Here is a 23785-nt window from a genome sequence, read left to right as displayed (position 1 = left end):
GTCCGCGGGCCCGACGCCACCCTCGGTGTACCGAAGGGAGGCGGCCATGGAGGCAGCCGGTTCGACCTACGTGCCCCCGCCGGAGGGATCGCGCCGAAAGGGACTGCTGGTCGGGGTGCTGGTCGGTGGGGTGGTGGTGGCGCTGCTGGCGGCCTTGCTGGTGTGGTCGCCGTGGTCGAACGAGCCGGCGGCGCAGGCGGCGGAGCTGTGGTTGGAGCCGGCCACCAGCACCGGTGACGACCCCTTCACCGACTCGACCGACAACGACGTGATCGCCACGACCACGACGGTGGCGACGACCACGACGGCGCCGACGTCCACGACGGGGCCGGCGGCCTTGGAGACGGTGGCCGGCTCCACGCCGGCGCTGTACGGCGGGACCCAGAGCGACGTGGCCTGTGACGTGGAGCAGCAGATCGCCTTCCTGCAGGCCAACCCGGACAAGGCGGCGGCGTTCGCGTCGGTGCTCGGCATCGCGGTGATCGACATCCCGGACTACCTGCGGAACCTGCGCCCGGTGGTGCTCACCCGCGACACCCGGGTGACGAACCACGGGTTCGTGGACGGGGTCGCCACGCCCCGCCAGGCCGTGCTGCAGGCGGGGACGGCGGTGCTGATCGACCGCTACGGGATCCCGCGGGTGCGGTGCCGGTGCGGGAACCCGTTGTTGCCGCCGCTGCGTCTCGACGACGGGTGGGGCTACTACGGCGACGGGTGGGACGGCTTCAGGCTGGACGACACGATCGTGATCGACATCGACATCGAGATCGACATCCTGATCCTCCTCGACCTGGACGGCGACGGGACGCTGGAGTGGCCGTGGGACGACGACTGGTGGGACCACCACGACGGGTCCAGCACGACGACGAGCTCGTCGAGCACGACGACCTCCACGATCATCACCGAGCCGTTCTGCGCGGCCACGCCCGAGGGTGCCATCCAGCGGCTGCTCGAGTTCCGCCTGGCCGGCGACCGCACCGGCGCCATGCTGTGCGGCGCGCCCCCGGTGCTCGAGTACCTGTGGCGGCTCTCGACCGACTTCGTGGCCGGCCTCACCGTGACCGCCTGCGAGGAGCCGGCGATGAACCCGTACCCGGGTGGGGCGTTCCTCTGCACCCTGAGCAACGGGGTGCAGTTGGTGGTCGAGGCACCGGGGGGCGACCCCGCCATGGGGTTCATCGTCGTCGCGGTGATCGTGGTCGACGGCGGTGGCCGCACCGACGGCACCGGCGGCGGTACCACCGGCACCGGCGGCGGTTCGAGCTCCACCGCGGGGGGCACGGCCGAGCAGGCCGCCCGCGGCCTGTTCCAGGCCTGGCAGTCGAACTCCACGAACATCGCCGAGAACTGGGCGACCCAGCAGGCCACCGAGCAGCTGTTCGGGCTGGGCCGCACCGCGGACGGCTTCTCCAGCGAGCCCCGCTGCGAGGACCACGGTGACGGCAGCTGGTACTGCTCGTTCCCCGGGATCCCGCCCCAGGCGGGTGCCATCTACATGAAGGTCGAGCAGGCCAGCGGCATGTGGCTGGTGACCGAGGCCTTCTTCGGCGGCGGCGTCTGACGGGTCGGCGTCAGACCCCGCGGCGCGCCGGGCGCGCGGCGACGAACGCGGCCACGGCGCTCAGGACCACGAACGGGGCGATGCTCACCAGGTCGCCGGCGTGGATGCCGTGGTTGAACGACAGCGACAGGACGACCGGGCCCTGGAGCCCCTCGCCCGACAGCACCAGCGCGACCCCGGCCCCGAGCACCGCGACCGCGTAGAGGCCCAGCACGATCGAGCGCAGCGTCGGCCTCACGGCGAGACCCCGACGGCCCCGGCCCCGGCCCCGCGGGCGGCACGGCGCTCGTCGCGCTCGCGCCGCCGGGCCGACTGGCGCACCACGACGAACCACCCCACCGGCACGAGCAGCGTGAAGACGCCCCACTGGAGCGTGTAGCCGAGATGGGGACCCAGGTCGGGCGGTGCCGGGGGGACCGGGACGGGGAGGTCGCCGGGCTGGACCGGCTCCTGGGCGTCGAGCTGCACGATCACCGGGTACAGGTCGGCCGGGTACTGCTGCTGGATGCGTCCGACGTCGGCCCGGGCCAGCTCGGTGAGGGTGCCGCCGGCCGGGTCGCGCGGCCCGAAGGCGCCCCGCGTCTGGCCGGCCACGAGCACGCCCCGCACCGTCACCTCGCCCGCCGGCGGGGCCACGCTCGCCACCGGCCGCGGGGCGGGGACGTCGAGCGGGATCCAGCCCCGGTTGACCAGCACGGCGGCGTCGGAGCCCTCGGGGACCAGGGGGGTCAGCACCCAGTAGCCGGTGCGGCCGTCGAAGGTGCGCGACCGCACCAGCACCTCGGCGGCGGTGTCGTAGGTGCCGGAGACGGTGACCGGCGTGAAGCGCAGGTCGTCCGCCACGCCCGCATCGTCGTCGGGCGACACGACCCGGTCGAGGGGGACGGGTACCTGCTCGGCCCGCTCGGCGGCGAGCTGTCGGGCGTCGCGCTTGGTGGTGTGCCGTTGCCACTGCCACCGCCCCAGGCTGACGGTGGTGGCCATGAGCAGCAGGCACAGCAGGCCGAACAGGATCCAGCGCGGCGAGAGCAGGAAGCGGTAGCGGTGCACCGGTGGGCGAGGGTACCGCTGCACCGCGGCGCGACGGGCATCAGCGGCGCGAGTTCTCCAGCAGCTCGTAGATCCCGAACCCGTCCAGGCCGTCGGACGAGCGCAACCGCATCGGCACCTCGTGCACCACGGTGGCGCCCTCGTGGGGCCGCACGGGGACCTCCACGCCGCCCGCCTCGGCGCCGAGCTCGAGGCGGCTGCCGTCGGCCAGGGCCAGCACGAGCTCGTAGCCCTCGGGGGAGCGGCCGTCGCCCTCGCGCGTCGTGCGCTCGGCTCCAGCGATGGCGACGTCGCGGCCGTCGCGGTGCACGAACCCGTTCACGGTCCAGTCGCCTCCGGGCGTGCACACGTGGAAGAGGTTGAAGCTGCACCGCGTGCCGAAGAACCCGGTGATCCAGTGCCACTCGGCCAGGCCGCCCCAGTCGCGGTGGCCCCAGGAGTGGTCGCGCTGGCCGACGCCGTCGAAAGCGATGCGCCGGCCGGCCACGTGCAGGTCGCCCCGCACCGTGCACGTCTGCTCGTAGTGGCCCCAGGCCACGGCCCGCGGGAGGGGCTGCTCGTTGTCGGCGTAGTCGAACACGCCGGTGAAGCCGGCCCACGTGAGGTGCGCCCTGTCGTCGCCGTCGTCGAGGCGCACGAGCCACTCGCGGTTGGCCTGGAGCATGCGGTAGTCGAGACCGCCCACGCTCATGGCGTCCCAGTCGGTGGCCGGCAGCTCGCCCAGCTCCCGCCCGTAGCCGTACGCGGGCACGCCGTCGATCCAGCACAGCACCCCGCCCGTCACCCTGGGCTCGTTGGCCAGCACGGCCATGCGGGTCATGAGGAACGCCCCGGAGGCCGGGTCCCACGCGTTGAAGTAGAGCGAGTCGCTCCAGTGCGGGCTCGGGTCCTGCACCGGGTGGAGCCGCTCGTCCAGGTCGGTGACGGCCACGTCGGCGCCTCAGATCCGGTCCCAGACGATGGTCGCCCCGACGGGCTCGTCGAGGAGCACCTCGGCCGGGCTGCGCTTGTCGATGTGGCCGATGAGCCCGTGGTACACGCCGAAGCCCACCAGCTCGCGAAGGCGGGGGAGAACTGCCGGATCGTCTCGAGGGGGATGCCGAGCTGCTGGTTCTCCTGCTGCCGCACCCACCCCGCGCAGTAGTTCATGGCGATCCCGACCCGGCGGTGCGCGGTGGTGTTGGCCCCGCCGCCGTGCCAGAGGCTCCCGTGCCAGACCAGCACCGAGCCCCTCGGCATCTCGGCCGGCACCGAGTCGTAGGGCTGGCCGTAGTCGGGGGAGCGGTCGGCCAGGTGCGAGCCGGGGATGATCCGGGTGGCGCCGTTGGCCTCCGTGAAGTCGGTGAGCGCCCACATGCTGTTGCACACGGTGGCCACGTGCGGCTTCGGCAGTGGCATCACCTGGTCGTCGGCGTGGACGGGCTGGGCGGCCTCGCCCGGGCCGATCGCGATCGACGACACCGACGACACCAGGCAGCCGTGGTCGAGCACGCCCTCCACCACGGGCAGCACGTTCGGGTGCACCGGGATCTGCTCGTACAGCTCGCCGTGGGCCAGCAGGTTGTAGATCCGCCACGTCAGGGCGCCCTCGAAGCTGTTCCCGGCGGGGGTGACGCCGAGCTCGCGCTCGAGGCGGAGCAGGTCGTCGTGGAGGGCGTCGACCAGGTCGGCCTCGATGGCGTCCTCCACGATCGTGTAGCCGTCGCGCTCGATCGCCTCGAGGTGCCTGCGCCGGTCGGCTTCGTTCATGGCCGCGCACCGTACCGGACGCGCCCGTTCGGGGCGCGGGCCTCGCGATCGGCCGATCCGTGACGTGCTCCCACCGATGCTCCTGGTGCTGGTCGCCGGGACCACCGATGTCGGGGCCCGCCTGGCCGCTGCGGCAGCGCTGCTCACGCCGCGGGCGGGCAACGCCCAGGTGGTGAGCGTGTCGGTGCAGCCGGGCGCGATCCCCCAGCCCGACTCGCCGACCACCGTCCCCGTCGTGGTCGAGCCGGGCCCGGCATCGCCAGGATCGTGATCACCTTCAGCGGCCCCGACGGCGAGACCGTCACCGCCGTTTACGAGGGCAGCATCACCGAGGACGGCCAGGTTGTCCTGACGATGGTGCTTCCGGCGGGGGCGGCCCTGGGCGACTGGGTCGTCACCGGGGTGCAGCTCACCCTGCTCGACGGCACGTCGAGCCAGGTCACCGACCCGGTGGCGCTGGCATCGCTGCGCGGGTTCGAGGTGGTCGCCCCGCCGTCCCCGGACGACGGGCTGCACCTGCCCCCGCCGCCGGGTGTCGAGCCCGTCGAGGTTCCGTCGCCCGGCGACGTGCCCGAGGTCGGGTTCGAGAGCGACGAGTCGACCTCCTGCGAGCAGGTTCCGGCGGCTGGCGTGAAGCCGGAGGCCGTACCCCGAACCAACGGCAACGGCAACGGGTGCGAGTGGGAGCTCCCCTCCGACATCGTGGTGACACCGCCGCCTGCGCCCGGTGACATCTCCTTCACCATCGTGGTGTCCCAGTCCCCCCGAACCACGGGATGATGGCGATCACCGATCCCCCGTGCCTGAACGATCCCGGTGGCTGCCCCCCAGACGATCCCCGCAGGCGGATCGAGCCTCCCGTTCCCGGTGTCGGGTATCGGGGCGGGCTCGTTCGATCTCGAGATCACCGACCTCACCGGCGGCACGCCCGGCGACACCCTGGCGACCGGCACGGTCGAGGACGAGGACGATTGCGATTGACGAACCGCCGCCGCCGGGGGGCCCTCAGGTGAACACGCCGGCCACCGGCTCGCCGTCGCGAGCCAGCTGCTCCAGCACCGGCACCAGCGCGGCGGGCTCGGGCATCGCCGCGATGTCCTCGCCGATGCGTGCAGCGTTGGCCCGGTAGAGACGGTCGGCCAGCAGCACCCGCACGGCCGTCTGGACCGTCCGAGGAGTGACGACGCCGGGGCCGAGCAGGCGGCCGGCGCCGACGTTGCGCACGCGGATCGCCATCACACCCTGGTCGGCGGCCTGGGGCAGTGCCAGCGCCGGGACGCCGGCGGCCAGGCAGGCCAGGGCGGTGGCCGGGCCGCCGTGGTGGACCACGACGGCGGCGCGGGGGATCACCCGGTCGTTCGGAACCCACGGTGCGGCGTGCGTGTTGGGCGGGAGGTCGTCGAGCGGGAGCCCGCCGGTGGCGACGAGCACGGCGAGATCCTCGGCGGCCAGGCCGTCGACGACGGCGCGGATCACGTCGGCGGCCCGGTGGAACACGGTGCCGAGCGTGACGAGCACGAGGGGCCGGTCGTCGTCGAGGGCGTCGTCCACCACCGGATCAGCGGGGCCAGGGGGTGCGTACGCCACGGGCCGGATGGGTCGCCGCGTGGGCGCGAGCCACGAGGTGGCGCCGAAGTGCAGGCTCGCGGGCATCTGATCGAGGGTGAGGAATCGGCGGGTGGCCGCCTCCACCGGCGCAGGGGGGAGCTGCAGGCGCTGGCGCAGCAGGTGGTAGGGCACGGCGGTGGGGCCACGGGCGTCGACCCGCACCGATGGGCCGATGCCGGCCGCCGACGGGGTCGACGGCACGCTCACCGAGAGCTGGGCGTAGGGGACACCGGCCCGCTCGGCGGCCAGCGGACCGCCGAGCTCGGCCGTCTCGGCCACGACCAGCTCGGCTCCCCACCCCATGAGGGGACCATCGAGCGCCTGCACCATGGAGAGCGGCGACGCCGCGCTGAGGACGGCGTGGATCGCCGCGGACCGGGCCGGGGGGGCGAGGCCCGCCACCGCCGGCGCGAGCCGCTCGACCTCGCCCTCGAGCCAGTCGAGCCCGAGCGGGAGCGCCACCAGCCCGCACCGCTCCACGGTCGGGCAGAAGGAGGGGCTGGTGGCGACCCGGACCTCGTGGCCGGCGGCCACCAGGGCGTGCGCCAGCGGCACCATGGGGAGCAGGTGGCCGTGGCCCGGGATGGTGGTGAACAGCACCCGCACGGCGCTACCAGACACCGGGCAGGTCGGGCCGGCCCGCGATCGGGCGACCGGTCTCGACGAGCCGTTCGAGGAGGACGACGCCGTGCTCGGGCCCGGGCATGGTGGCGAGCTCGTCGCCGATCCGTGCTGCGTTGCGGCGGAGGAGGACGTCGTCGAGCAGCCGCCGGAGCTCGCGGCGCGCCGCGTCCTCGTCGACCGGGCCGACCGGGAGCGACCGGCCCGCGCCGCAGGCCTGGAGCCGGGCGGCGACGAGCGGCTGGTCCGCTCCGTGGGGCACCACGAGGGCGGGCCGGCGGTGCGCGACGGTGAGCAGGGTGGTCCCCCAGCCGCCGCGGTGGACCACGGCCGAACAGCGGGGGAGCAGCAGGTCGTGGGGCGCCCACCGCACCACCAGGACGCCGTCGGGGAGGGGGCCCAGCTCGGCGGCGGGGCCGGCGTGGGCGACGACCACGTACGCCCCCTCGGCGATCGCGGCGCGAGCGGTGGTGGCCGCCGCCGGCGGGTCGCGATCGAAGACGGTGCCAATGTTGACGTGGACGACCGGCCGATCGGTGGGGAGGCGGTCGAGCCACGGCGAGCCGTCGGGGTCGGGTGCGCTCCACGGCACGAGCCGCACGGCGTGGGCGGTCCGGGCGTGGAGCACTCGGTCGGCGGGGTGGAAGCTCGGCGGGGTGCCGTCGAGCACCAGGTACCGCCGAGCGAGCACGTGGTGCGGCGCGTCGGGTGAGGCGAGACCGAGCCGCCGGCGGAGCTCCGAGTAGGGGATCGCGGCGGGGCCGGTGGCCCGAGCCGGCGACGGTGGCCGCGACTGCCACGTGGGGACGACGAAGGGGATCCTGGTCGCGAGCAGGGCGTGGGGTGTCCGCAGGCGCTCGGCCGCCAGCAGCCCGCCCCATTCGCTGGGCTCGGAGACGACCACGTCGGGCCGCCACGCCTCTGCCATCCGGAGCAGGTCCTGCAGCATCCGCGCCGGCGCCACCTGGCTGACGATGGTGCCGACGGCCGACGACCGCTGCCGGGCGTTGGCACGGGCGAGGGCTGGGGCGATGCGGTCCGGGGCCGACTCCAGCCAGTCGAGCCCGGCCGGCACGCCGGCAAGCCCCGCTCGCTCGATCGTCGGCTGGAACGAGGCACTCGACGCCACCCGCAGCTCGTGACCGGCCTCGACGACCGCGCGGGCCAGCGGCACGACCTTGGCGAAGTGGCCGGTCCCCGGGATCGTGGTGAGCAGGACCCGCACGGGGGTCGGCGTCAGCGGCCGGGCGCGTGGGTGAACGGCAGCTCGGCGTACCGTGCCGAGTCGGGCTCGATCACCAGCACGATGCGGGTGGGGCCCGACCACGGGAAGTCGGCCCCCGTGTACCTGCGCGCGATCACGTTCATCACCGCGCAGTCGTGGTCGGGCCGCTGCTCGACGACGCGACCGCGGATCGTGGCGGTGCGGTACGGGTTCTCGAGGTCGACCACCGACAGCGCCACCCGTGGGTCGCGGGCGACGTTCCTCGCCTTCTGGGTGCCGGTGCCGCTGCCGACGAGGATCCGGTCGCCCTCGAGGCCCACCCACACCGGGATGCTGGTGGGCGAGCCGTCGGGCAGCAGGGTGCACAGGTGCACGTAGTTCGGCCGCTCCAGCAGGGCGCGGACGTCGTCGGGGAGGGCCGTGGCCATGGGTGGGAGCCTACGGCCAGCGGCGCGTAGGGTCGGGACGATGCTGTCGACGAATGCTCGGCGGTGGCGGGCCGTGGTCACCGCGGTGGCGCTCGTGCTGCTGCTCGCCGGGTCGCTGTGGGGCCAGGACGACCACTTCCCGTTCGGCCCGTTCCGGATGTACGCGCGCGCCTCGCAGCCCGATGGGCAGGTGTCGACCCCGTTCCTCGTGGCGGTGCGGGCCGACGGCACCCAGGAGCAGGTGCGCTCGGACGTGTTCGGCCTGCGGCCCGCCGAGCTGGAGGGCCAGTACCCACGCCTGCGCGCCCACCCGGAGCTGCTCGGCGCGCTGGCGGCCGAGTACGAGGCACGCACGCCCGGCCGGCCGCCGGTGGTCGAGCTGCGGCTCATGCGACGGGTGCGGGACCTGGTCGACTTCGAGGTGGTGGGCGAGACGGTGCGGGAGGTGGCGGTGTGGCGGCGGCCGTGACCCCCGCGGGCGCCGCCCCGGGCCAGGGCGCCCGCTCGGCCCTCGGTCGTTGGTGGTTCGCCCCGGTGCCGCTGGGGCGGGTGGCGGTGTTCCGCACCCTGGTGTACGGGTACGTGCTGGTCGACGTGCTGCTCACGTCGGCGTGGGTGCGCCAGCGGGCCGACACGCCCACGGTGTTCTACCGGCCCCTCCTCGTCGGGCGGCTGCTGCCCCTGCCCACACCCACCACGGCCGTGGTCACGGGCGTGCTCGTCGCCCTCCTGGCGGCGGCGGTGCTGGCGCTCACCGGGCGCTGGCCCCGCCTGGCCGGCGCGGCCGTCGCGGTGCTGTACCTCGAGTGGATGGTGATCGCGTTCTCGTACGGCAAGGTCGACCACGACCGCTTCGGCTTCCTCGTCGCCCTGGCGCTGCTGCCGACCGTGGGGCGGGCCCGCTGGGGCGACCGGTCGCCCAGCGAAGCGGCGGGTTGGGCGCTGCGGTGCGTGCAGGTGGGCGTGGTGGCCGCGTACCTGCTGGCCGCGGTGGCCAAGCTGCGCTTCGGCGGGCTGGCCTGGCTCGACAGCGCCACCCTGCTGCGGGCCGTGCTGCGGCGGGGCACCGCGCTCGGCGAGCCGCTCGCCGAGCACCCCGAGCTGCTCCACGTGTCGCAGTACGTGATCGTGCTCCTCGAGCTGGCCAGCCCGCTGCTGTTCGTGCGCGGGATCGTGGGGCGGGTGGCGCTGGGGGTCGCGTTCGCCTTCCACGTCGCGGTGTTCGCCACCGTCGCGATCCTCTTCACGCCGCACGTGGTGGCGCTGTGCTCGTTCCTCCCGCTGGAGCGGATCAGCCGGCGTCGATCGCAGCCGGGAGCAGACCCAGCGGCGGCGCGCCCCGCGCCAGCAGGGCCTCGTTGAACCGTCGGTGGGTGTAGCCGGTGCCCCAGCGGCGCCTGGCCTCGTCGCGCAGCCCCAGGATCGTGAGCTTCCCCCACGTGTAGGCGCCGTACATCGGGTCGAACGTGCCCCGGGCGGCCTCGGAGCGGGCGGCCGGGCCCTCGATCGAGGCGTCCTCCTCGAACCGGCGGGTGGCCTCGGCGACCGACATGGCGCCGGTGTGCAGGCCGATCGCCGCCGCCAGCCGCGTCACCCGGATCAGGGCCTCGATGGCCATCCCGGCCGCGTAGCGCGGGTCGCCACCGAGGAAGCCCTCCTCCCAGCACAGCTCCTCGGCGTAGTGGGCCCAGCCCTCGACCATGGCGTACGAGAGGAGGGTGCGGCCGGCGGGGCTCGCCACCCGCCGCAGCGCCCGGCCGTGGGCGTAGTGGCCCGGCGCCACCTCGTGGACCGTGATGGCGGCCAGCGACGACGTGTTGAACACCGACAGCCACGCGTCCTGCTCGGCGGCCGGCCAGGCCGGTGACGGCGGGGTGACGTAGTACCACGACGGGCCGTCGTCCTCCCACGGCGCGTTCCACGCCATGTGCGCCATCGCCCACGACAGCGCCGGCGGTGAGGACACCACGTCGAGCTCGCCGTCGAGCGGGCCGAGCAGGCCCCGCTCCACCGTGAAGGCGATGGCCTTGTCGCTGAGGGCCCTGGCGGCGGGGAGCACGCCGCCGGCGTCGGGGTGATCGGCGGCCAGGGCCCGCACCGTGTCGGCCACCGGGCGGTCGGGACACAGGGCCCGGCACGACTCGGTGAGTATCGAGCGCAGGCGGTCGCGCTCGGCGTCGGCAGCCACCGCCAGCCGGCCGAGGTCGACGTCGACGGCCTCGGCGGTGGACAGGAGCCGGACGAGGGCCGGCCCGCCGAGGGCGGCGTCGGGGTCGCCCTCGGTCGCGCAGCGCTCGACGTGCGCGGCGAAGCGGGCATGGGCCGCCGCGGCCGCGGCCTCGACCGCTCCGGCGTTGGCGTCGACGCCCTCGGCCAGCCCCTTCACGGCGGGGAGGAGGCCGGCGGCGACGGGCGCGGGCACGGCGTCGAGCGCCTCGATGGCGGCGTCGATCGCGTCGGGCCAGGCCGCCAAGTGGCGCCGACGGGCGGCCCGGCGCTCGTCGGCGGGCGCGTAGGGGCGCTGGTAGCCGGACACGTCCAGGTTCTCGAGGTGGAGCAGCGGGCTGCGCCGGTGCAGCGCCAGGTCGCCGAGCGTCACCCGCAGGTGGGCCTCGGCCGCGTCCAGCAGTGCGTCGTCGAACGGGTCGGCCTCGGCCGGTCCGCCGAGGGCCGCCAGGGCGGCGCGCACGCCCGACGGCGACAGGTCCTGCACGCGGCCGTCGTACTCGTGCAGGCCGACGTTCCCGCGCATGTGCGCGTGCCACACGTCGCACACGGCCCGGAGGCGCGCACCGATGGCGGTCACGGGCCGGAGGGGGTCCGCTCCTCCATGCCGTGGGGCGAGCCGTGGTCGGTGAGCAGGTCGAGGAACGGCACGGCATCGAAGGCCTCGGGGCCCAGCACCCCCTCACCCCGCCAGGCGCCGCTGTCGAGCAGCTCGAGGGCGACGACGGGGTTCAGCGCCGTCTGCCACACCACGGCCTGGTGGCCGTACTCGGCCATGGACCAGGCGTTGTCGACGGCGTGGTACAGGAACACGTCCCGCGGGCGGCCGTCGATGCCGGTGCCCGTCACCCACGTCCCCGCGCAGGTCACGCCGTGCATGCGGTCGCCGAGCAGCGCCGGGTTCGGGAGCACCGCGGCGACCACGTCGCGCGGCGCCACCCGCACGTCGCCCACCGGCACCGGGTGCTTGTCGTCGAGGCCGAGGAGGTGGATGGTCTTCAGAATCTCGATGAACCGGTCGCCGAGCCCGTACTTGAACGTGACCCGGCCGCAGTCGACCCATCGGGGGATGAGGAGCACCTCCTCGTGCTCCACGTTCACGCACTCGAGCGGGCCGATCCCCTCGGGGAACACGAACGTCTCGGGCTCCGAGAACGGCTCGGTCGTGTACCAACCCCGGCCGCGCTCCCAGATGACGGGCGGGTTCAGGCACTCCTCGATGGTCGTCCAGATCGAGAACGTGGAGCGAAGTCGTGGCCCTCGATCACCAGGCTGGAGCCGTCGCGCACGCCGCACTCGTCGATGGCGCCGAACAGGTGGTCGGCGGCGTAGCGGGCGAACACGTCGGACAGGCCGGGCTCGACCCCGATGCCGAGCAGGGCCAGCTGGCCCGCCTCGACCCACCGGTCGTGCTGGGCCAGCTGGGCGTCGCCGAGCTTCACGCCCGTGAGCTCGTAGGGCTTCTCGGGGTGCGGCTCCGACAAGGTGGCGGCCATGTCGAGGTACGTGCACCCGGCCTGGAAGGCCGCCTCGAAGATCGGCGGGTCGAATCGCGGGTCGCAGGCGTTGACCACCGCGTCGACGTGATGGTGCCGGGCCAGGGCGGCGATGTCGGCGGTGCTGGACGCGTCGACCCGGGCGGCCTGGAAGCGCCGGGGGTCGGCCAGCCGGTCGACCGTGGCCTGCGCCTTGCCCGCGTCGACGTCGGCGAGGACGAGGTGCTCGACGAACGGGCGGCGACGGGCGATCGACGCCAGCGCCGACCCCACGCCACCGGCTCCCACCACCAGCACGCGCATGGCCGCAGGCTAGGCCGGCTGGCGTGCCAGGCCGGCGATGCGCCGGGTCACGTACGACGAGAACCAGCCGTCGTAGCGCTGCTGCAGCTCGGGGAGCATCCAGTCGTCGGCGGTCACCCTCCCCCGGCACAGGCGCGACCCGCAGGCGCACTCGAACTCGTCGTAGTCGGCGGTGTCGCACATGGCGTAGTCGAAGGTGAGCTCCTCGCCGGGACGGATGTCGCGCCGGGCGACGATCAGCACGTTGCCGAGGATCCCGGCGGTGGGGTCGCAGGAGTGGTTGACCCAGTCGCCCGGCTCCGCGTCGGGCGGTCCCACCAGGAACAGGTGGTCGTCGATCTGGATCGACCGGGCCCGGCGGTCGTCGGAGAGGCGGTCGAGCTCGGTCCGCTCGCACACCCAGCCGCCGAAGGCCGCGACCGTCTCGCCGGCCGCGATCGGGGAGGTGGCGTAGCAGCCCATCCCCTTCGCGCCGGCCTGGCGGGGCTGCGCCTTCGGGTTCAGCCAGTTGACGAGCATCGACACCTCCCGCGCGCGCCAGCCCACCAGGGCACGGAGGACCATCCGACCATGCACGGCGGCGGCCTGTCCACCGAGGGGCGCCGCCGGCGCGCACCCGTCGGCGCTCCGCCGGTCGAGCCGGGTGCGCTGGTACCCTGGGGGCGACCGGCCGGCCACCGCGTTCGTGGCAGGGCCGGCGCTCCTCCGAACGACCCACGAGGGTGCATGACGACCTCGTTCTCCTCCCTCGGCGTGGCCCCCGACCTGGTCGAGGCGCTCGCGAGCCGAGGCATCAGCAGTCCCTTCGCCATCCAGGCGCTCGCCCTCCCCGACGGCCTCGCCGGGCGCGACGTGTGCGGCAAGGCCAAGACCGGCTCGGGCAAGACGCTCGCGTTCGGCCTCCCGATGCTCGAGCGGGTCGGGCGGGCCGAGCCCGGCCATCCCACCGGGCTCGTGCTCGTACCCACCCGCGAGCTGGCCGCGCAGGTGCGCGACGAGCTGGCCCCGCTCGGCCAGGTCCAGGGTGTCGCCGTCGTGGCGGTGTACGGCGGCGCACCGATGGAGCGCCAGATCAAGGATCTCGACGACGGCGCCGACGTGGTGATCGCCACGCCCGGCCGGCTCATCGACCTGCTCGAGCGCAAGGTGGTCGCCCTCGACGCGGTGAGCGTGCTCGTGATCGACGAGGCCGACCGCATGGCCGACATGGGGTTCCTCCCCCAGGTCACGTGGCTGCTGCGCCGCATGCGCCGCGACCGCCAGACGCTGCTGTTCTCGGCCACGCTCGACGGGGCCGTCGACCACCTCGTCCAGCGCCACATGCGCGCGCCGGTGTTCCACGAGGCCACCTCCGGCACCGTGATGGTCGAGTCCATGACGCACCGCTTCCTGCTGGTGCACCACATGGACAAGGTCCGGGTGTGCGCCGCCATCGTGCGCAGCCACCCCCGGACGCTGCTCTTCACCCGCACCAAGCGGGGTGCCGACCGGCTCGTGGCCGACCTCCGCAAGGAGGGCGTGGCGGTGGCGATCATCCACGGCGACCTGCCCCAGCGGGTGCGCGAGAAGGCGTTGCGCGACTTCTCCGAGGGCAGGCTCCCCGCGCTCGTGGCCACCGACGTGGCGGCGCGCGGGATCCATGTCGACGACGTGGGCGTGGTCGTGCACGTCGACCCGCCCGAGGACCACAAGGCGTACCTGCACCGCTCGGGGCGCACCGCCCGCGCCGGCGAGAGCGGGGTGGTCGTCACCCTGCTCCTTTGGGACGAGGAGCGCCACGTGCGGCTGCTGCACAAGCGCCTCGGGTTGGAGGCGCCGATCGTCGAGGTGTTCTCCAACGACCCGCGCCTGGCCGACCTGGTCGCCTTCGGCGAGGAGGCCGAGGGCGAGGGCGACGGCGGCGGGGGAGCGGCGCGCCGGCTGGCCTGAGGCCCCGGCACGACCCATCGCCCGGCGTCGCGTGCGCCGTCGCGGCTGCGAGCCGATCGCCCGGGCGGCGCACGCCAGCGTCGGTGCGGCTCCGCCGGGGCGGTCGTGCCATGCTCGGCCGGTGCCCGTGGCTCTGCGCGTCGAGCGCCTGGTGAAGGACTACGCCGGCCCACCGCCCGTCCGGGCCGTCGACGGGATCGACCTCGCCGTCGAGGAAGGCGAGGTCTTCGGCCTCCTCGGACCCAACGGAGCCGGCAAGACCACCACCGTCGGCATGTGCACCACTCGCGTGGTCCCCACCAGTGGCCAGGTGACGGTGGCCGGCGTCGACGTCGCCGCCGATCCCCCCGGGGCGCGCCGCCGGCTGGGCGTGGTGACCCAGTACAACACCCTCGACCGGTCGTGCACCGTGTTGGAGAACCTGGTGTTCCACTGCCGCTACTTCGGCTTTTCGTCGGCGGCCGCCAAGGCCCGGGCGGGCGAGCTGCTCGAGCGGTTCCGGCTGGCGGATCGGGCCCAGGCCATGCCCGACGCCCTCTCCGGCGGGATGGCGCAGCGGCTGCAGGTGGCCCGGGCCATGGCCCATCGCCCGGCCGTGCTGTTCCTCGACGAGCCCACCGCCGGGCTCGACCCCCAGAGCCGCATCGCGCTGTGGGAGGCGGTGGAGGAGCTCCACCGCGAGGGAACCACCGTGGTGCTCACCACCCACTACATGGAAGAGGCCGACCAGCTCTGCGACCGGCTGGCCATCGTCGACCACGGCAAGGTGCTGGTGCTCGACACGCCCGACAGCCTGAAGAAGAGCGCCGGGGGCGACACCATCGTGGCCCTGCTCCTCGACGGAGACCCGGCCGTGGCCATCGGCGCCCTCACCGACCTGGAGGGCGTGACGCGGGCCGAGGTCGTGCACGGCCAGGTCCGGCTGTTCGTCCACCAGCTCGAGGGCCTGCTGCCCCGCATCGTGGAGCGCTGCCAGCCCTGGGGGCTGCGCGACGTCGCCATTGAGGAGCCGTCGCTCGAGACCGTGTTCATCTCGCTCACCGGGAGGGCGCTGCGTGACTGACCTGGCCCTGGACGCCGCCGCGGGCGCACCGCCGGTCGCCCCGACCCGGCGGGGCTACCTCGTCGCCTTCTGGGGGATGATCCTGCGCGACACCCGCGTGCTGCGCCGGCAGTTCCTCATGTTCATCACCCGGACGCTGATGCAGCCGCTGCTCGTGGTGTTCGTGTTCGGCTACGTGTTCCCGCGGATCGGTCAGGGGTTCTCGAGCTCCGAGCCGGGGGTGGAGTTCACGACCATCCTGGTGCCCGGCCTCATGGGCTTCGCCATCATGTTCCAGGGCGTGTCGGCGGTGGCCCTGCCGCTGGTGACCGAGTTCAACATCAGCCGCGAGATCGAGGACCGGGCCATGGCCCCCCTCCCCACGGGGATGCTGGCCGTGGAGAAGGTGGTGTTCGGGGCCGTCCAGGGCCTGCTGGCGGCGGCCGCCGTGTACCCCTGCGCCTACCTGGTCTCCGGCGGAGACGTGCAGGTGAACGTCGACAACTGGGCCCTGCTGGTGGCCGCGCTGGTGCTCGGCTCGCTGGCGTCGTCGTCGCTCGGCCTGCTGATCGGCACGGCCTTCAAGCCGAACCAGGTGCCGCTGATCTTCTCGGTGATCGTGCTGCCCATCACCTTCCTCGGGTGCGTCTACTACCCGTGGCAGGCCCTCGAGCCGATCCGCTGGCTCCAGATCCTGTCGCTGGTGAACCCGCTCGTGTACCTCAACGAGGCGCTGCGCGCCGCCCTGACGCCGCAGGTCCCGCACATGAACCCGTGGGTGTCGCTCCTCGCGCTCACCGTCGCCACCGTCGTGATCGGCGGGGCGGGCGTGCGCGGGTTCCGCCGCCGCGTGCTGTCGTAGCCCGGCGGGGTCAGCCCGGCGGGGTCAGCCCGCCCGGAGGGCGTGGAGCAGGAAGTCGACCGTGCGGTCGGCCACCACGTCGGGGTCGGCCTCGCCCCGGGCCAGGGGGATGCGATCGGCCGACATGCAGGCGAAGGCCAGCGTGAGCGCGCTGTCGACGTCGATCGGGCGGAAGTCGCCCGACCCGATGCCCTCCTGGACGATGGCGGTGACCACCTGGCGCGCCGGTCGCAGGTGGGCCATCAGCGCCGAGTAGCGCTCGGCGCCGAGGAGCACGACGAGGTCGTGGCCGGCCGAGGGGCTGGTGGCGAAGTAGCGCACCTGGGCCCGTACGAACACCTCGAGGCGGCTCGGCGCGTCCGGGGCCGCGGCCACCGACGCCTCGACGTCCTCGAGGAACCGGCGCACCTCGCGGTCCATGTAGCCGTGGAGGAGCGACTCCTTGTCGGCCACGTAGTTGTAGACGGTGTTGCGGGCCATCCCCGAGCGGGCCGCGACGTCGGCCAGCGTGGTGTCGCCGTAGCCCTGCTCGGCGAGCAGCTCACCGAAGGCGTCGAGCAGGCGACCCTCCATGAGGGTGCGGTGCTCGGCCACCGAGCCGGCCTGGATGCGGGGCACGGCCCGAGTGTGCCAGAGCCGCTCGACGGGCCGTGACGCCTCCGCCCGCCGGGGGACGGGGGCCCACGCCGCGCCTTGACAGATGCGACGCCCCGTCGCAACCATGGCTCGCGTGTTCCTCGCCCTCCGCGAGATCCGCCGGGCCAAGGCCCGGTTCACCCTGCTCACCGGGGCCATCGGCCTGCTGGTGTTCCTCATCCTGTTCCAGCAGACGATCCTCGGCGACCTCGTCACCCAGTTCATCGGGGCCATCCGCAACCAGTCGGCCCAGGTGCTGGTGTACGGCGACCAGGCCCGGCGCAACGTGGAGGGCAGCCAGATCACGCCGGACCAGCAGGCCCAGGTGCTCGAGGTCGACGGCGTGGCCGAGGCGGGCCCGATCGGCGAGGGCACGTTCACCGTCACCGCCGGCGGCGAGCAGCGCGATGCGGTGATCTTCGGCTACCGGCTGGGCGGCCCGGGCGAGCCCACCACGCTGACGGCGGGCCGGCTGCCCGAGGCCGGCGGCGAGGCGGTGGCTGCCGACGGGGCCACCGCCGAGGGGTTCGCCATCGGCGACCAGGTCACGGTGGAGCCCGGGGGCGACACCATCACCATCGTGGGCATCGGCCGCGACCTGAACTACAGCGTCACCCCGACCCTGTTCGTCGACTTCGCCACCTACGAGTCGGCCCGACGCACCCGCAACCCCGACGCCCAGGACGTGTACCCGTCGCTGATCGGCGTGCAGCCCGAACCGGGGGTGTCCGCGTCCGAGCTGGCCCAGCGGATCACCGACGAGGTCGACGGCGTGGAGGCCCTCACCCGCCAGCAGGCGGTGGACGAGTCGCCGGGCGTGTCCGCGGTGCAGCAGTCGTTCGGCGTGATCCTGCTGCTCGCCTACATCGTGGTCACGCTGATCACCGGCTTCTTCTTCCTGATCATCACCACCCAGAAGGCGAGGGCGCTCACCCTGCTGCGCGCCGTGGGCGCCCCCAGCGGCTACCTGGTCCGGTCGCTGCTCGTGCAGGTCGTGCTCGTCATGGTCGCCGGGATCGCGGCCGGCTGGCTGCTGCTCGAGCTGGCCTCGGTGGGCGTCGGCACGGGCATCTCGCTGAACGCCGAGCCGTCGCTCGTCATCGGGACGGGCGTCGTGCTGCTCGTGCTCGCGGTGCTGGCCTCGCTGGGCGCGGTGCGCCGGGTGCTCAGGATCGACCCCATCGAGGCCACCACCGGCGCGGGGGTGGGTGCGTGAAGCTGGCCCTGCGCGAGCTGCGGCGGCGCCCGGGTCGCTTCGCCGTGGCCACCGGCGCCCTGGCCATCATCACCGTGCTCCTGCTGCTCCTCGGTGGCCTCACCGACGGCCTGTTCCTCGGCTCGACGGGTGCCATCCGCGCCCAGGACGCCGACGTGTTCGTGTACTCCGCCGACTCGCGCGACTCCTTCCTCCGCTCGCGCATCCCGCCCGAGCTGCGTGCCGAGGTGCAGGCGGTGACCGGCGTCGAGGCCGTCGGCGGCCTGGGCATCGCCCTCCTCGGCGCCCGGGTGCCGGGCGAGACCGAGCTGGCCGACGTGGCCGTCGTGGGCTACGAGCTGCCACCCGAGGGGGTGCCCGAGCCCCCGCCCCCGGGTCAGGCCTGGGCCGACGAGCGGTTGCGGGCGTCGGGGGTCGACAGGGGCGACACCCTGCTGGTGGGGCCGGCCGAGGTGCCCGTGGAGGTCATCGGGTTCGTGGACGACACGAACTACCTCCTGCAGGGCGCGCTCTGGGTCGAGCCGTCGACCTGGCGCGAGATCCAGAACTCGTCGCGCCCCGACGCGACCATCGGCGACGGCATCTTCCAGGCCCTGGTGGTGCAGGGCGCCGACGGGGTGAAGGGAGCGCAGGCCCTCGCCGACCTGATCGACACCGAGACCGGCGGCGCCACGTCGTCGCTCACGAAGGACCAGGCGGTCTTCTCGCTCCCGGGCACCCGCAGCCAGAACTCGACGTTCAACGCCATCATCGGCGTCACCTTCTTCGTCGCCGGTCTGGTGGTGGCCCTGTTCTTCGCCCTGCTCACGATCGAGCGCACCGGCCTGTACGGGGTGCTGAAGGCCATGGGCGCCTCGTCGTGGCAGCTGTTCGTGGGCCTGGTGGTCCAGGCGGTTGCGGTGGCCCTGGTCGCCTACACCATCGGGGGCGTCATCACGCTGGCCCTGGCCGCCGTGATCCCGCCCGGCATCCCCGTGCTGTTCGAGACGAGCCGGGCGGTGTCGATCGCCGTCGGCCTCGTGGCCACCGCCGTCATCGGCGGCGCGATCTCGCTCCGTCGCATCGTCCGGATCGACCCCGCCTCTGCCATCGGGCAGGCGGGCTGACAGGAGGAGCCGACGTGCTCGCCCTCGAGCTGCGTGACGTCCGCAAGGTGTACCAGTCGGGCGACGAGGACATCGTCGCTCTCGACCACGCCACGCTCGGCGTCGGCGACGACGAGATCGTCGCGCTCGTCGGGCCGTCGGGATCGGGCAAGACCACGCTGCTGTCGATCGCCGGCGGGCTGCTGTCCCCGACGACCGGCACGGTGGTGGTGGGCAGCCACGACATCACCGAGTACTCGTCGAAGGAGCTCACCCGCTTCCGGCGGGAAGAGGTCGGCTTCGTGTTCCAGCAGGTGAACCTGGTGCCCTTCCTGACGGCCAAGGAGAACCTGACCGTCGTGGCCGAGCTCGGCGGCGGCCGGAGGAAGGGCGACGGCGGCCATGCCGGCCGCCGGGCCGACCAGCTGCTCGGCGAGCTCGGCCTGGCGCACCGCACCAAGAACCTGCCGGGGCAGCTGTCCGGCGGCGAGCGCCAGCGGGTCGCCATCGGCCGCGCCCTGATGAACCAGCCCAAGCTGATCCTGGTCGACGAGCCGACCTCGTCGCTCGACACCAAGCTGGGCGAGCAGGTGATGGAGCTCATCGTGCGCGAGGTGAAGGGGCGGAGCACGGCCGCAGTGATCGTCACCCACGACGTGCGGATGACCCACTACGCCGACCGCACCGTGCACATCACCGACGGCCGCCTCGAGGCGTAGCCTCCCGGATCGTGCTCGGGCGGGGGGCCAGGCGGGAGGAGCTCCCGCACAACCGCGCCAACGGGGTCACGCTCGGCCTCTGGCGCGAGTGGTACCGAGGTTCCACCGCCGTGGTGAAGGCGATCGGTCGTCGTGCCGACGCGCCGGCGCACTGGGCGCCGTCGGACGACCCGCGGCACTGGAACTACTGGCGGCGGGAGATCCTGGCCTACCGCACCGGCCTCCCCGCCCGGCTGGGCCTGTGTGCGCCCGAGGTGCTGGACGTCGTCGCGGGGCCCGACGACTCCACGGAGCTGAGGCTCGAGGACGTCGAGGGCCGCCACGGGGCCGGGCTGACGATCGACGACGTGGCCGCGGCCGCCCACGGGCTCGGCGCCGGCCAGGGCGATCCCCGGCACCAGCCGGACCACCCCTGGTTGAGCCGGGGCTTCCTGCGGGCCTACACCGCCTCGAAGCCCTTCGACCGCTCGCTGCTCGACCGCGACGACCTGTGGGGGCAGCCGCTGATCGCCGAGCACCTCGAGGGACTCCGGGCGCCGCTCGTGGCCCTGCGCGACGAGCGTGACCGGCTCGTGGGCCTGGTGGAGGGCGCGCCGCGCGCCGTGTGCCACCTGGACGCGTGGATGAACAACGTCATCCGCCGCCCCGACGGCGAGGTGGTGTTCGTGGACTGGGCCTTCGTGGGCGACGGCGCCCTCGGCGAGGACCCGAGCAACCTGGTGATCGACAGCGTGATGGACCTGATGTGGCCGGTCGCGCGTCTCGACGAGCTCGATGCCGCCGTGTGGGAGGCGTACCGCGCCGGGCTCCACGCCGCCGGCTGGCGGGGCGACGACCGGCTCGTCCGCCTGGCCATGTGCGCGGCCGCGGTGAAGTACGAGTGGCTGCCGGTGGTCCTGCTGCTGCAGGCGGGCCAGGCCGAGCACCGGGCCTATGGCCGGCCCGCCGAGGCCGATGCCCTGTTCGCGGCCAGGGCGGCCGGGCTCGGGCTGGTGGTGCGCCATGCCGCCGAGGCCCGCCGGCTCGCCGGGCAGCTCGGCCGCTGACGGCCACTTCCCGCCCTCCCGGGGCAGGCGTACGGTGGGGCTGGATCCAGACGGGGAGGTGGCCATGCGCCGCGCCGTCCATCGCTCGAAGGGCCGTTCCACCGGCCTGCTCCTCACCGGCCTGCTCCTGGGCGCCGCTGGCGCGGCCACCCTCGGGGTGCTGCTCGTGGTCGCGCCCGCCGGCGCGGTGATCGACGGGCCCTGCCAGGTGTTCGTCGACACCAGGCGCGAGCAGGCGATCGACGTGGGCGCCAGGCCGGCCACGCCCAAGTCGGCCATCGTGGTCGACCAGAACGAGACCATCACGGTGCGGGCCGAGTCGAGCACCGGCTTCCGGTCCCACTCGGTGCAGCTGACGATCGCCGGCATCACCCGCACGGTCGATGAGCAGAGCGACGAGGGCCAGACCACGTGGTCCGCCAGCGTCGACGTGGGCGACTACGCCTGGATGGGGGTCGGCCTGTACCGGGTGTCGGGCACCTCGACCCTGTCCGACGGCAGCACCTGCACCGGTGCGGTGCTGGTGCGGGTGAACGGGATGCCCCTGGCCACCGTCGCCGGCGCGACAGCCACGGCCGCCATGCTTGGCGGTGGGGCGCTGGCCGTCGCCGGCGCCGTGCGGCCGGCCAAGCGGGCCCGGCGCACGCTGCGCCAGGGCGGCTTCACAGGGGGCGGTGCCGGTGGTGCCGGCGACCCGCGCTACCTCGCGGCCGCGGCCGAGGCCACGCGCCGCTGGGCGTACCTGTCGGCCGTGCCGGTCCCGGTCCCCGTGCCGGCGCCCATCGGGTTCCTTCCCGCCGTGAGCCTCACCGGCGCCCTCGGAGGCGCGCTCTGCGGGATCGGCGTGGCCGTGCTGCTCCAGCAGTTCGCGGTGGCCGAGCTCACGCAGAGCCTGCTGATCACGTCGGTCGTGATCGGCCTGCTCGTCGGTGGGCTGGTGCTGCCCTCCATCGGCCGGGCGGTCGCCGCCTCTCGCGTGAACCGCTTGCTGGTGGCCGCCAGCGGCCGGCTTCCGGGTGGGGCGCCGGCCGGCCCGGGCGTGGTCCCCGCCCCCTCGGCGGGCGCCGCCCCCGCAGGGGCCCCGGCCCCGGCCCAGGCCCCGGCTCCGGCTCCGGCTTCGGCTCCGGCCCCGGCGGCGCTGTGTCGGGTGCCGGCCAGCGGCCTGCCGGCCCGGCCGGGGCCCGACCCGTCGGCGCCCGTGGTGGCCCAGCTGGCCCCCGGGCTGGTGTTCGCCCTGGTCGAGCGGCGCGGCGACTGGGCCCACCTGCGCGCGCCCAACGGCTGGGAGGGCTGGGTCGACGGCCGGTTGCTGGAGCCCGCGGGGCTGGGTGGACCCGGGGCGTAGCGGCCGGCACGGTCAGCCCAGCGCGGCCACCGCCGTCAGGAGGCGCTCTACGTGGTCGGGGGTGCGGCCCGCCACCGTGAACAGCAGCTCACCGGCTCAACGCCGACGCTGCCGCTCAACCGGGCGATCCGGGTGCCTCAGCCATAGCCGGAACCCGCAGCACCGATCAGCGCGCCGTGACCAACCAGGTGGTCGGGTTTGATGGCCTCCTGGGCGAGCACGAGGTCGGGTCGCAGCGTCGCCGCGAGCGAGTCCCAGCTGGCCGGGTGCTCCTCGCCCCGGAAGGCAGCGTTCATGTTCCAGGTGACGATCCGCTCCCCACCACGCTGCGCAAAGCCCACCCCTCCGGTCGGCCCGAACGCTCCCAGGGCGGGAGCTGGCTGCCGGTACGCTCAGCGGGTCTACGAGGAGGTGGCGTGACGAAGACGAAGGATGAGCTCCGGTTCGAGACACCGCTCTACACCGTCGCCGAAGCGGCGCGGTTCCTCGACGTCCCGGTGTCGACCTTCACGACGTGGGCCCACGGCTACGAGGCTCACCCGAAGGGTCGCCCTGTCGTCAGGTGCGGCCCGATCCTCACCGCGAGCCGGACCCCTCGACGCCACCCTGAGGTCCCGTTCGTCGGCTTGGTCGAAGGCATGGCCGCTGCGGCCTTCCGTCGAGCCGGCGTGTCGATGCAGCACATCCGGCGCTCGCTGACGGTCCTTAGCGACGAGATCGGCGTCGACCACGCGCTCGCCTCGCGTCAGCTCTACACCGACGGTGCATCGATCCTGTTCGACTACGCCACGAGCGAGCAGGACCAGGAACTGCTCACTGTGGTCGTGACCGGCCAGCGTGTCTTCCACGACATCATCCGCGACTACCTCCAGCGGATCACCTACGCGAGCGACGGCTTCGCCGAGCGCCTGGTGCTGCCGCTCACGGATCGGCCGGTCGTCGAGTGCAACCCCCAGCGAGGCTTCGGGCGACCGCTGTTCATCCACGGCGGCGCGCCGATGGACGACGTCCTCGACCGGTTCCGCGCCGGAGAGGCCCTCAAGGACGTGGCGAAGGACTTCGACCTGCGCCCCGAGGACGTCGAAGACGTGATCCGTGCCTCGCTCCCGCACGCAGCCTGAGCCACCGGAGTTCTTCGTCGACCGCAGCCTGGGCCGGCACCTCCTGCCCGACGCGCTCCAGCAGGCAGGCTTCACGACCCACACGCTCGCGTCGGTCTACGGCGAGGAACGAGCACAGGAGGTGAGCGACGAGGAGTGGATCGCGCTCGCGGGTGAACTCGAGTGGGTCGTGTTCACCAAGGACGATGCCATCCGGCGCCGCGAGGCCGAGCTGGCAGCGGTCGAGGACTACGCGGTGAAGATGTTCTGCCTCACCAACGCCGGGCTCCGCGGCGAAGAGCAGCGCGAGCGCTTCCTCGCGAACATCAACCGGATCGTCCAGCGATCACGGAGGCCAGGGCCGTGGATCTGCGGTGTCTACGAGGGCCGTGTCGCCCAGATCTGGCCGACACCCGGGTAGTCGGTTACTCAGGCTGCGTTCAGCAACCGGTCGAGGCCGGCCTGCCAAGGGCCGGGTGGGCGAGAAGGCGGTCGGAGCCCAGTCTCACGGTCGCCTTCGATGTCGAAGAAGATGCGC

The 23785-nt window shown here is 73.9% G+C and carries 26 protein-coding genes and 2 pseudogenes; 16 read left to right on the top strand and 12 right to left on the bottom strand.

Annotated features, from left to right (window positions below; translation table 11 throughout):
- Positions 1-46: 46 nt before the first annotated feature.
- Positions 47-1561, top strand: coding sequence for a hypothetical protein (locus tag IPM45_04360; GenBank protein MBK9178795.1), 1515 nt, complete (start codon positions 47-49; stop codon positions 1559-1561).
- A 10-nt stretch (positions 1562-1571) separates the two neighbouring features.
- Here IPM45_04360 and IPM45_04355 read toward each other — a convergent pair whose 3' ends face one another.
- The 4 genes and pseudogenes from IPM45_04355 to IPM45_04340 all read right to left on the bottom strand — a co-directional run bounded on the left by IPM45_04355 (position 1572) and on the right by IPM45_04340 (position 4360).
- Positions 1572-1799, bottom strand: a complete 228-nt coding sequence (locus tag IPM45_04355) for a hypothetical protein (protein MBK9178794.1) — start codon at positions 1797-1799, stop codon at positions 1572-1574.
- Positions 1796-2611, bottom strand: coding sequence for an SURF1 family protein (locus IPM45_04350; protein ID MBK9178793.1), 816 nt, complete (start codon positions 2609-2611; stop codon positions 1796-1798). Before IPM45_04350 ends, IPM45_04355 begins: the two co-directional genes overlap by 4 nt.
- A 40-nt stretch (positions 2612-2651) precedes the next feature.
- Complete coding sequence (locus IPM45_04345) at positions 2652-3542, bottom strand: hypothetical protein (GenBank protein ID MBK9178792.1); 891 nt, start codon at positions 3540-3542, stop codon at positions 2652-2654.
- 9 nt (positions 3543-3551) lie between these two features.
- Positions 3552-4360 (bottom strand): annotated as a pseudogene (locus tag IPM45_04340) (phytanoyl-CoA dioxygenase family protein).
- 76 nt (positions 4361-4436) lie between these two features.
- Between IPM45_04340 and IPM45_04335 the strand changes: the two are divergent.
- From IPM45_04335 to IPM45_04325, 3 genes are read left to right on the top strand one after another with little or no spacing between them, the layout of a single operon-like run.
- Positions 4437-4631 (top strand): hypothetical protein, encoded by a 195-nt coding sequence (locus tag IPM45_04335; protein MBK9178791.1) that lies wholly within the window; start codon positions 4437-4439, stop codon positions 4629-4631.
- Positions 4628-5140, top strand: a complete 513-nt coding sequence (locus IPM45_04330) for a hypothetical protein (GenBank protein ID MBK9178790.1) — start codon at positions 4628-4630, stop codon at positions 5138-5140. Before IPM45_04335 ends, IPM45_04330 begins: the two co-directional genes overlap by 4 nt.
- Positions 5141-5176: 36 nt before the next feature.
- Positions 5177-5341 carry a hypothetical protein gene (locus tag IPM45_04325; GenBank protein MBK9178789.1) on the top strand — a complete coding sequence of 55 codons (165 nt, stop codon included), beginning with the start codon at positions 5177-5179 and terminating at the stop codon, positions 5339-5341.
- A gap of 24 nt (positions 5342-5365) precedes the next feature.
- Here the strand turns inward: IPM45_04325 and IPM45_04320 are convergent, their stop codons facing one another.
- The 3 genes from IPM45_04320 to IPM45_04310 are packed head-to-tail and all read right to left on the bottom strand — an operon-like array spanning position 5366 to position 8242.
- Entirely contained in the window at positions 5366-6574 is a 1209-nt protein-coding gene (locus IPM45_04320; GenBank protein MBK9178788.1) for a hypothetical protein, read from the bottom strand.
- 4 nt (positions 6575-6578) lie between these two features.
- Positions 6579-7814, bottom strand: coding sequence for a glycosyltransferase family 1 protein (locus IPM45_04315; protein ID MBK9178787.1), 1236 nt, complete (start codon positions 7812-7814; stop codon positions 6579-6581).
- 11 nt (positions 7815-7825) lie between these two features.
- Positions 7826-8242, bottom strand: a complete 417-nt coding sequence (locus IPM45_04310) for a PPOX class F420-dependent oxidoreductase (protein ID MBK9178786.1) — start codon at positions 8240-8242, stop codon at positions 7826-7828.
- A gap of 40 nt (positions 8243-8282) precedes the next feature.
- On the opposite strand from IPM45_04310, the gene IPM45_04305 reads away from it, so the two are divergent.
- Entirely contained in the window at positions 8283-8711 is a 429-nt protein-coding gene (locus IPM45_04305; protein ID MBK9178785.1) for a hypothetical protein, read from the top strand.
- Positions 8708-9604 carry an MFS transporter permease gene (locus IPM45_04300; protein MBK9178784.1) on the top strand — a complete coding sequence of 299 codons (897 nt, stop codon included), beginning with the start codon at positions 8708-8710 and terminating at the stop codon, positions 9602-9604. Before IPM45_04305 ends, IPM45_04300 begins: the two co-directional genes overlap by 4 nt.
- Here IPM45_04300 and IPM45_04295 read toward each other — a convergent pair.
- The 3 genes and pseudogenes from IPM45_04295 to IPM45_04285 form a co-directional block, all read right to left on the bottom strand.
- On the bottom strand, positions 9534-10994 hold the full coding sequence (locus IPM45_04295) for a DUF885 family protein (protein MBK9178783.1): 1461 nt from the start codon (positions 10992-10994) through the stop codon (positions 9534-9536). The two genes, IPM45_04300 and IPM45_04295, sit on opposite strands and share 71 nt — an antisense overlap.
- Positions 10995-11044: 50 nt before the next feature.
- Positions 11045-12267 (bottom strand): annotated as a pseudogene (locus IPM45_04290) (saccharopine dehydrogenase NADP-binding domain-containing protein).
- 9 nt (positions 12268-12276) lie between these two features.
- Complete coding sequence (locus tag IPM45_04285) at positions 12277-12831, bottom strand: SET domain-containing protein (GenBank protein MBK9178782.1); 555 nt, start codon at positions 12829-12831, stop codon at positions 12277-12279.
- A 162-nt stretch (positions 12832-12993) separates the two neighbouring features.
- On the opposite strand from IPM45_04285, the gene IPM45_04280 reads away from it, so the two are divergent.
- The 3 genes from IPM45_04280 (at position 12994) to IPM45_04270 (ending at position 16100) form a co-directional block, all read left to right on the top strand.
- Complete coding sequence (locus IPM45_04280) at positions 12994-14196, top strand: DEAD/DEAH box helicase (GenBank protein MBK9178781.1); 1203 nt, start codon at positions 12994-12996, stop codon at positions 14194-14196.
- Between the two features lie 127 nt (positions 14197-14323).
- Positions 14324-15259, top strand: coding sequence for an ATP-binding cassette domain-containing protein (locus IPM45_04275; protein MBK9178780.1), 936 nt, complete (start codon positions 14324-14326; stop codon positions 15257-15259).
- 76 nt (positions 15260-15335) lie between these two features.
- Positions 15336-16100: an ABC transporter permease gene (locus IPM45_04270; protein ID MBK9178779.1), complete on the top strand. Its 765-nt coding sequence runs from the start codon at positions 15336-15338 to the stop codon at positions 16098-16100.
- Positions 16101-16124: 24 nt separating this feature from the next.
- Here the strand turns inward: IPM45_04270 and IPM45_04265 are convergent, their stop codons facing one another.
- Positions 16125-16718 carry a TetR/AcrR family transcriptional regulator gene (locus tag IPM45_04265; GenBank protein ID MBK9178778.1) on the bottom strand — a complete coding sequence of 198 codons (594 nt, stop codon included), beginning with the start codon at positions 16716-16718 and terminating at the stop codon, positions 16125-16127.
- Positions 16719-16821: 103 nt separating this feature from the next.
- Between IPM45_04265 and IPM45_04260 the strand changes: the two genes are divergently transcribed.
- The 5 genes from IPM45_04260 (at position 16822) to IPM45_04240 (ending at position 22147) form a co-directional block, all read left to right on the top strand.
- On the top strand, positions 16822-17952 hold the full coding sequence (locus IPM45_04260; GenBank protein ID MBK9178777.1) for a peptide ABC transporter permease: 1131 nt from the start codon (positions 16822-16824) through the stop codon (positions 17950-17952).
- A gap of 2 nt (positions 17953-17954) precedes the next feature.
- The gene (locus IPM45_04255; protein ID MBK9178776.1) at positions 17955-19058 is read left to right on the top strand and encodes an ABC transporter permease; all 1104 of its coding nucleotides are present in this window, start codon (positions 17955-17957) and stop codon (positions 19056-19058) included.
- A gap of 14 nt (positions 19059-19072) precedes the next feature.
- Positions 19073-19756: an ABC transporter ATP-binding protein gene (locus IPM45_04250; GenBank protein MBK9178775.1), complete on the top strand. Its 684-nt coding sequence runs from the start codon at positions 19073-19075 to the stop codon at positions 19754-19756.
- An 11-nt stretch (positions 19757-19767) separates the two neighbouring features.
- The gene (locus IPM45_04245) at positions 19768-20802 is read left to right on the top strand and encodes an aminoglycoside phosphotransferase (GenBank protein MBK9178774.1); all 1035 of its coding nucleotides are present in this window, start codon (positions 19768-19770) and stop codon (positions 20800-20802) included.
- A gap of 580 nt (positions 20803-21382) precedes the next feature.
- Positions 21383-22147 carry an SH3 domain-containing protein gene (locus IPM45_04240; GenBank protein MBK9178773.1) on the top strand — a complete coding sequence of 255 codons (765 nt, stop codon included), beginning with the start codon at positions 21383-21385 and terminating at the stop codon, positions 22145-22147.
- Between the two features lie 137 nt (positions 22148-22284).
- Here the strand turns inward: IPM45_04240 and IPM45_04235 are convergent, their stop codons facing one another.
- The gene (locus tag IPM45_04235; GenBank protein MBK9178772.1) at positions 22285-22488 is read right to left on the bottom strand and encodes a hypothetical protein; all 204 of its coding nucleotides are present in this window, start codon (positions 22486-22488) and stop codon (positions 22285-22287) included.
- 75 nt (positions 22489-22563) lie between these two features.
- Here IPM45_04235 and IPM45_04230 point away from each other — a divergent pair, with 75 nt between their 5' ends.
- Positions 22564-23268 carry a DUF433 domain-containing protein gene (locus IPM45_04230; protein ID MBK9178771.1) on the top strand — a complete coding sequence of 235 codons (705 nt, stop codon included), beginning with the start codon at positions 22564-22566 and terminating at the stop codon, positions 23266-23268.
- On the top strand, positions 23243-23668 hold the full coding sequence (locus IPM45_04225; GenBank protein MBK9178770.1) for a hypothetical protein: 426 nt from the start codon (positions 23243-23245) through the stop codon (positions 23666-23668). Before IPM45_04230 ends, IPM45_04225 begins: the two co-directional genes overlap by 26 nt.
- The last annotated feature ends 117 nt before the right edge of the window (positions 23669-23785 follow it).

It is taken from the genome of Acidimicrobiales bacterium, assembly GCA_016716005.1.
Taxonomy (GTDB): Bacteria; Actinomycetota; Acidimicrobiia; order Acidimicrobiales; family JADJXE01; genus JADJXE01.
Note: the sequence above shows the minus strand (reverse complement) of the source record. Positions and strands in the feature narration are given on the sequence as shown.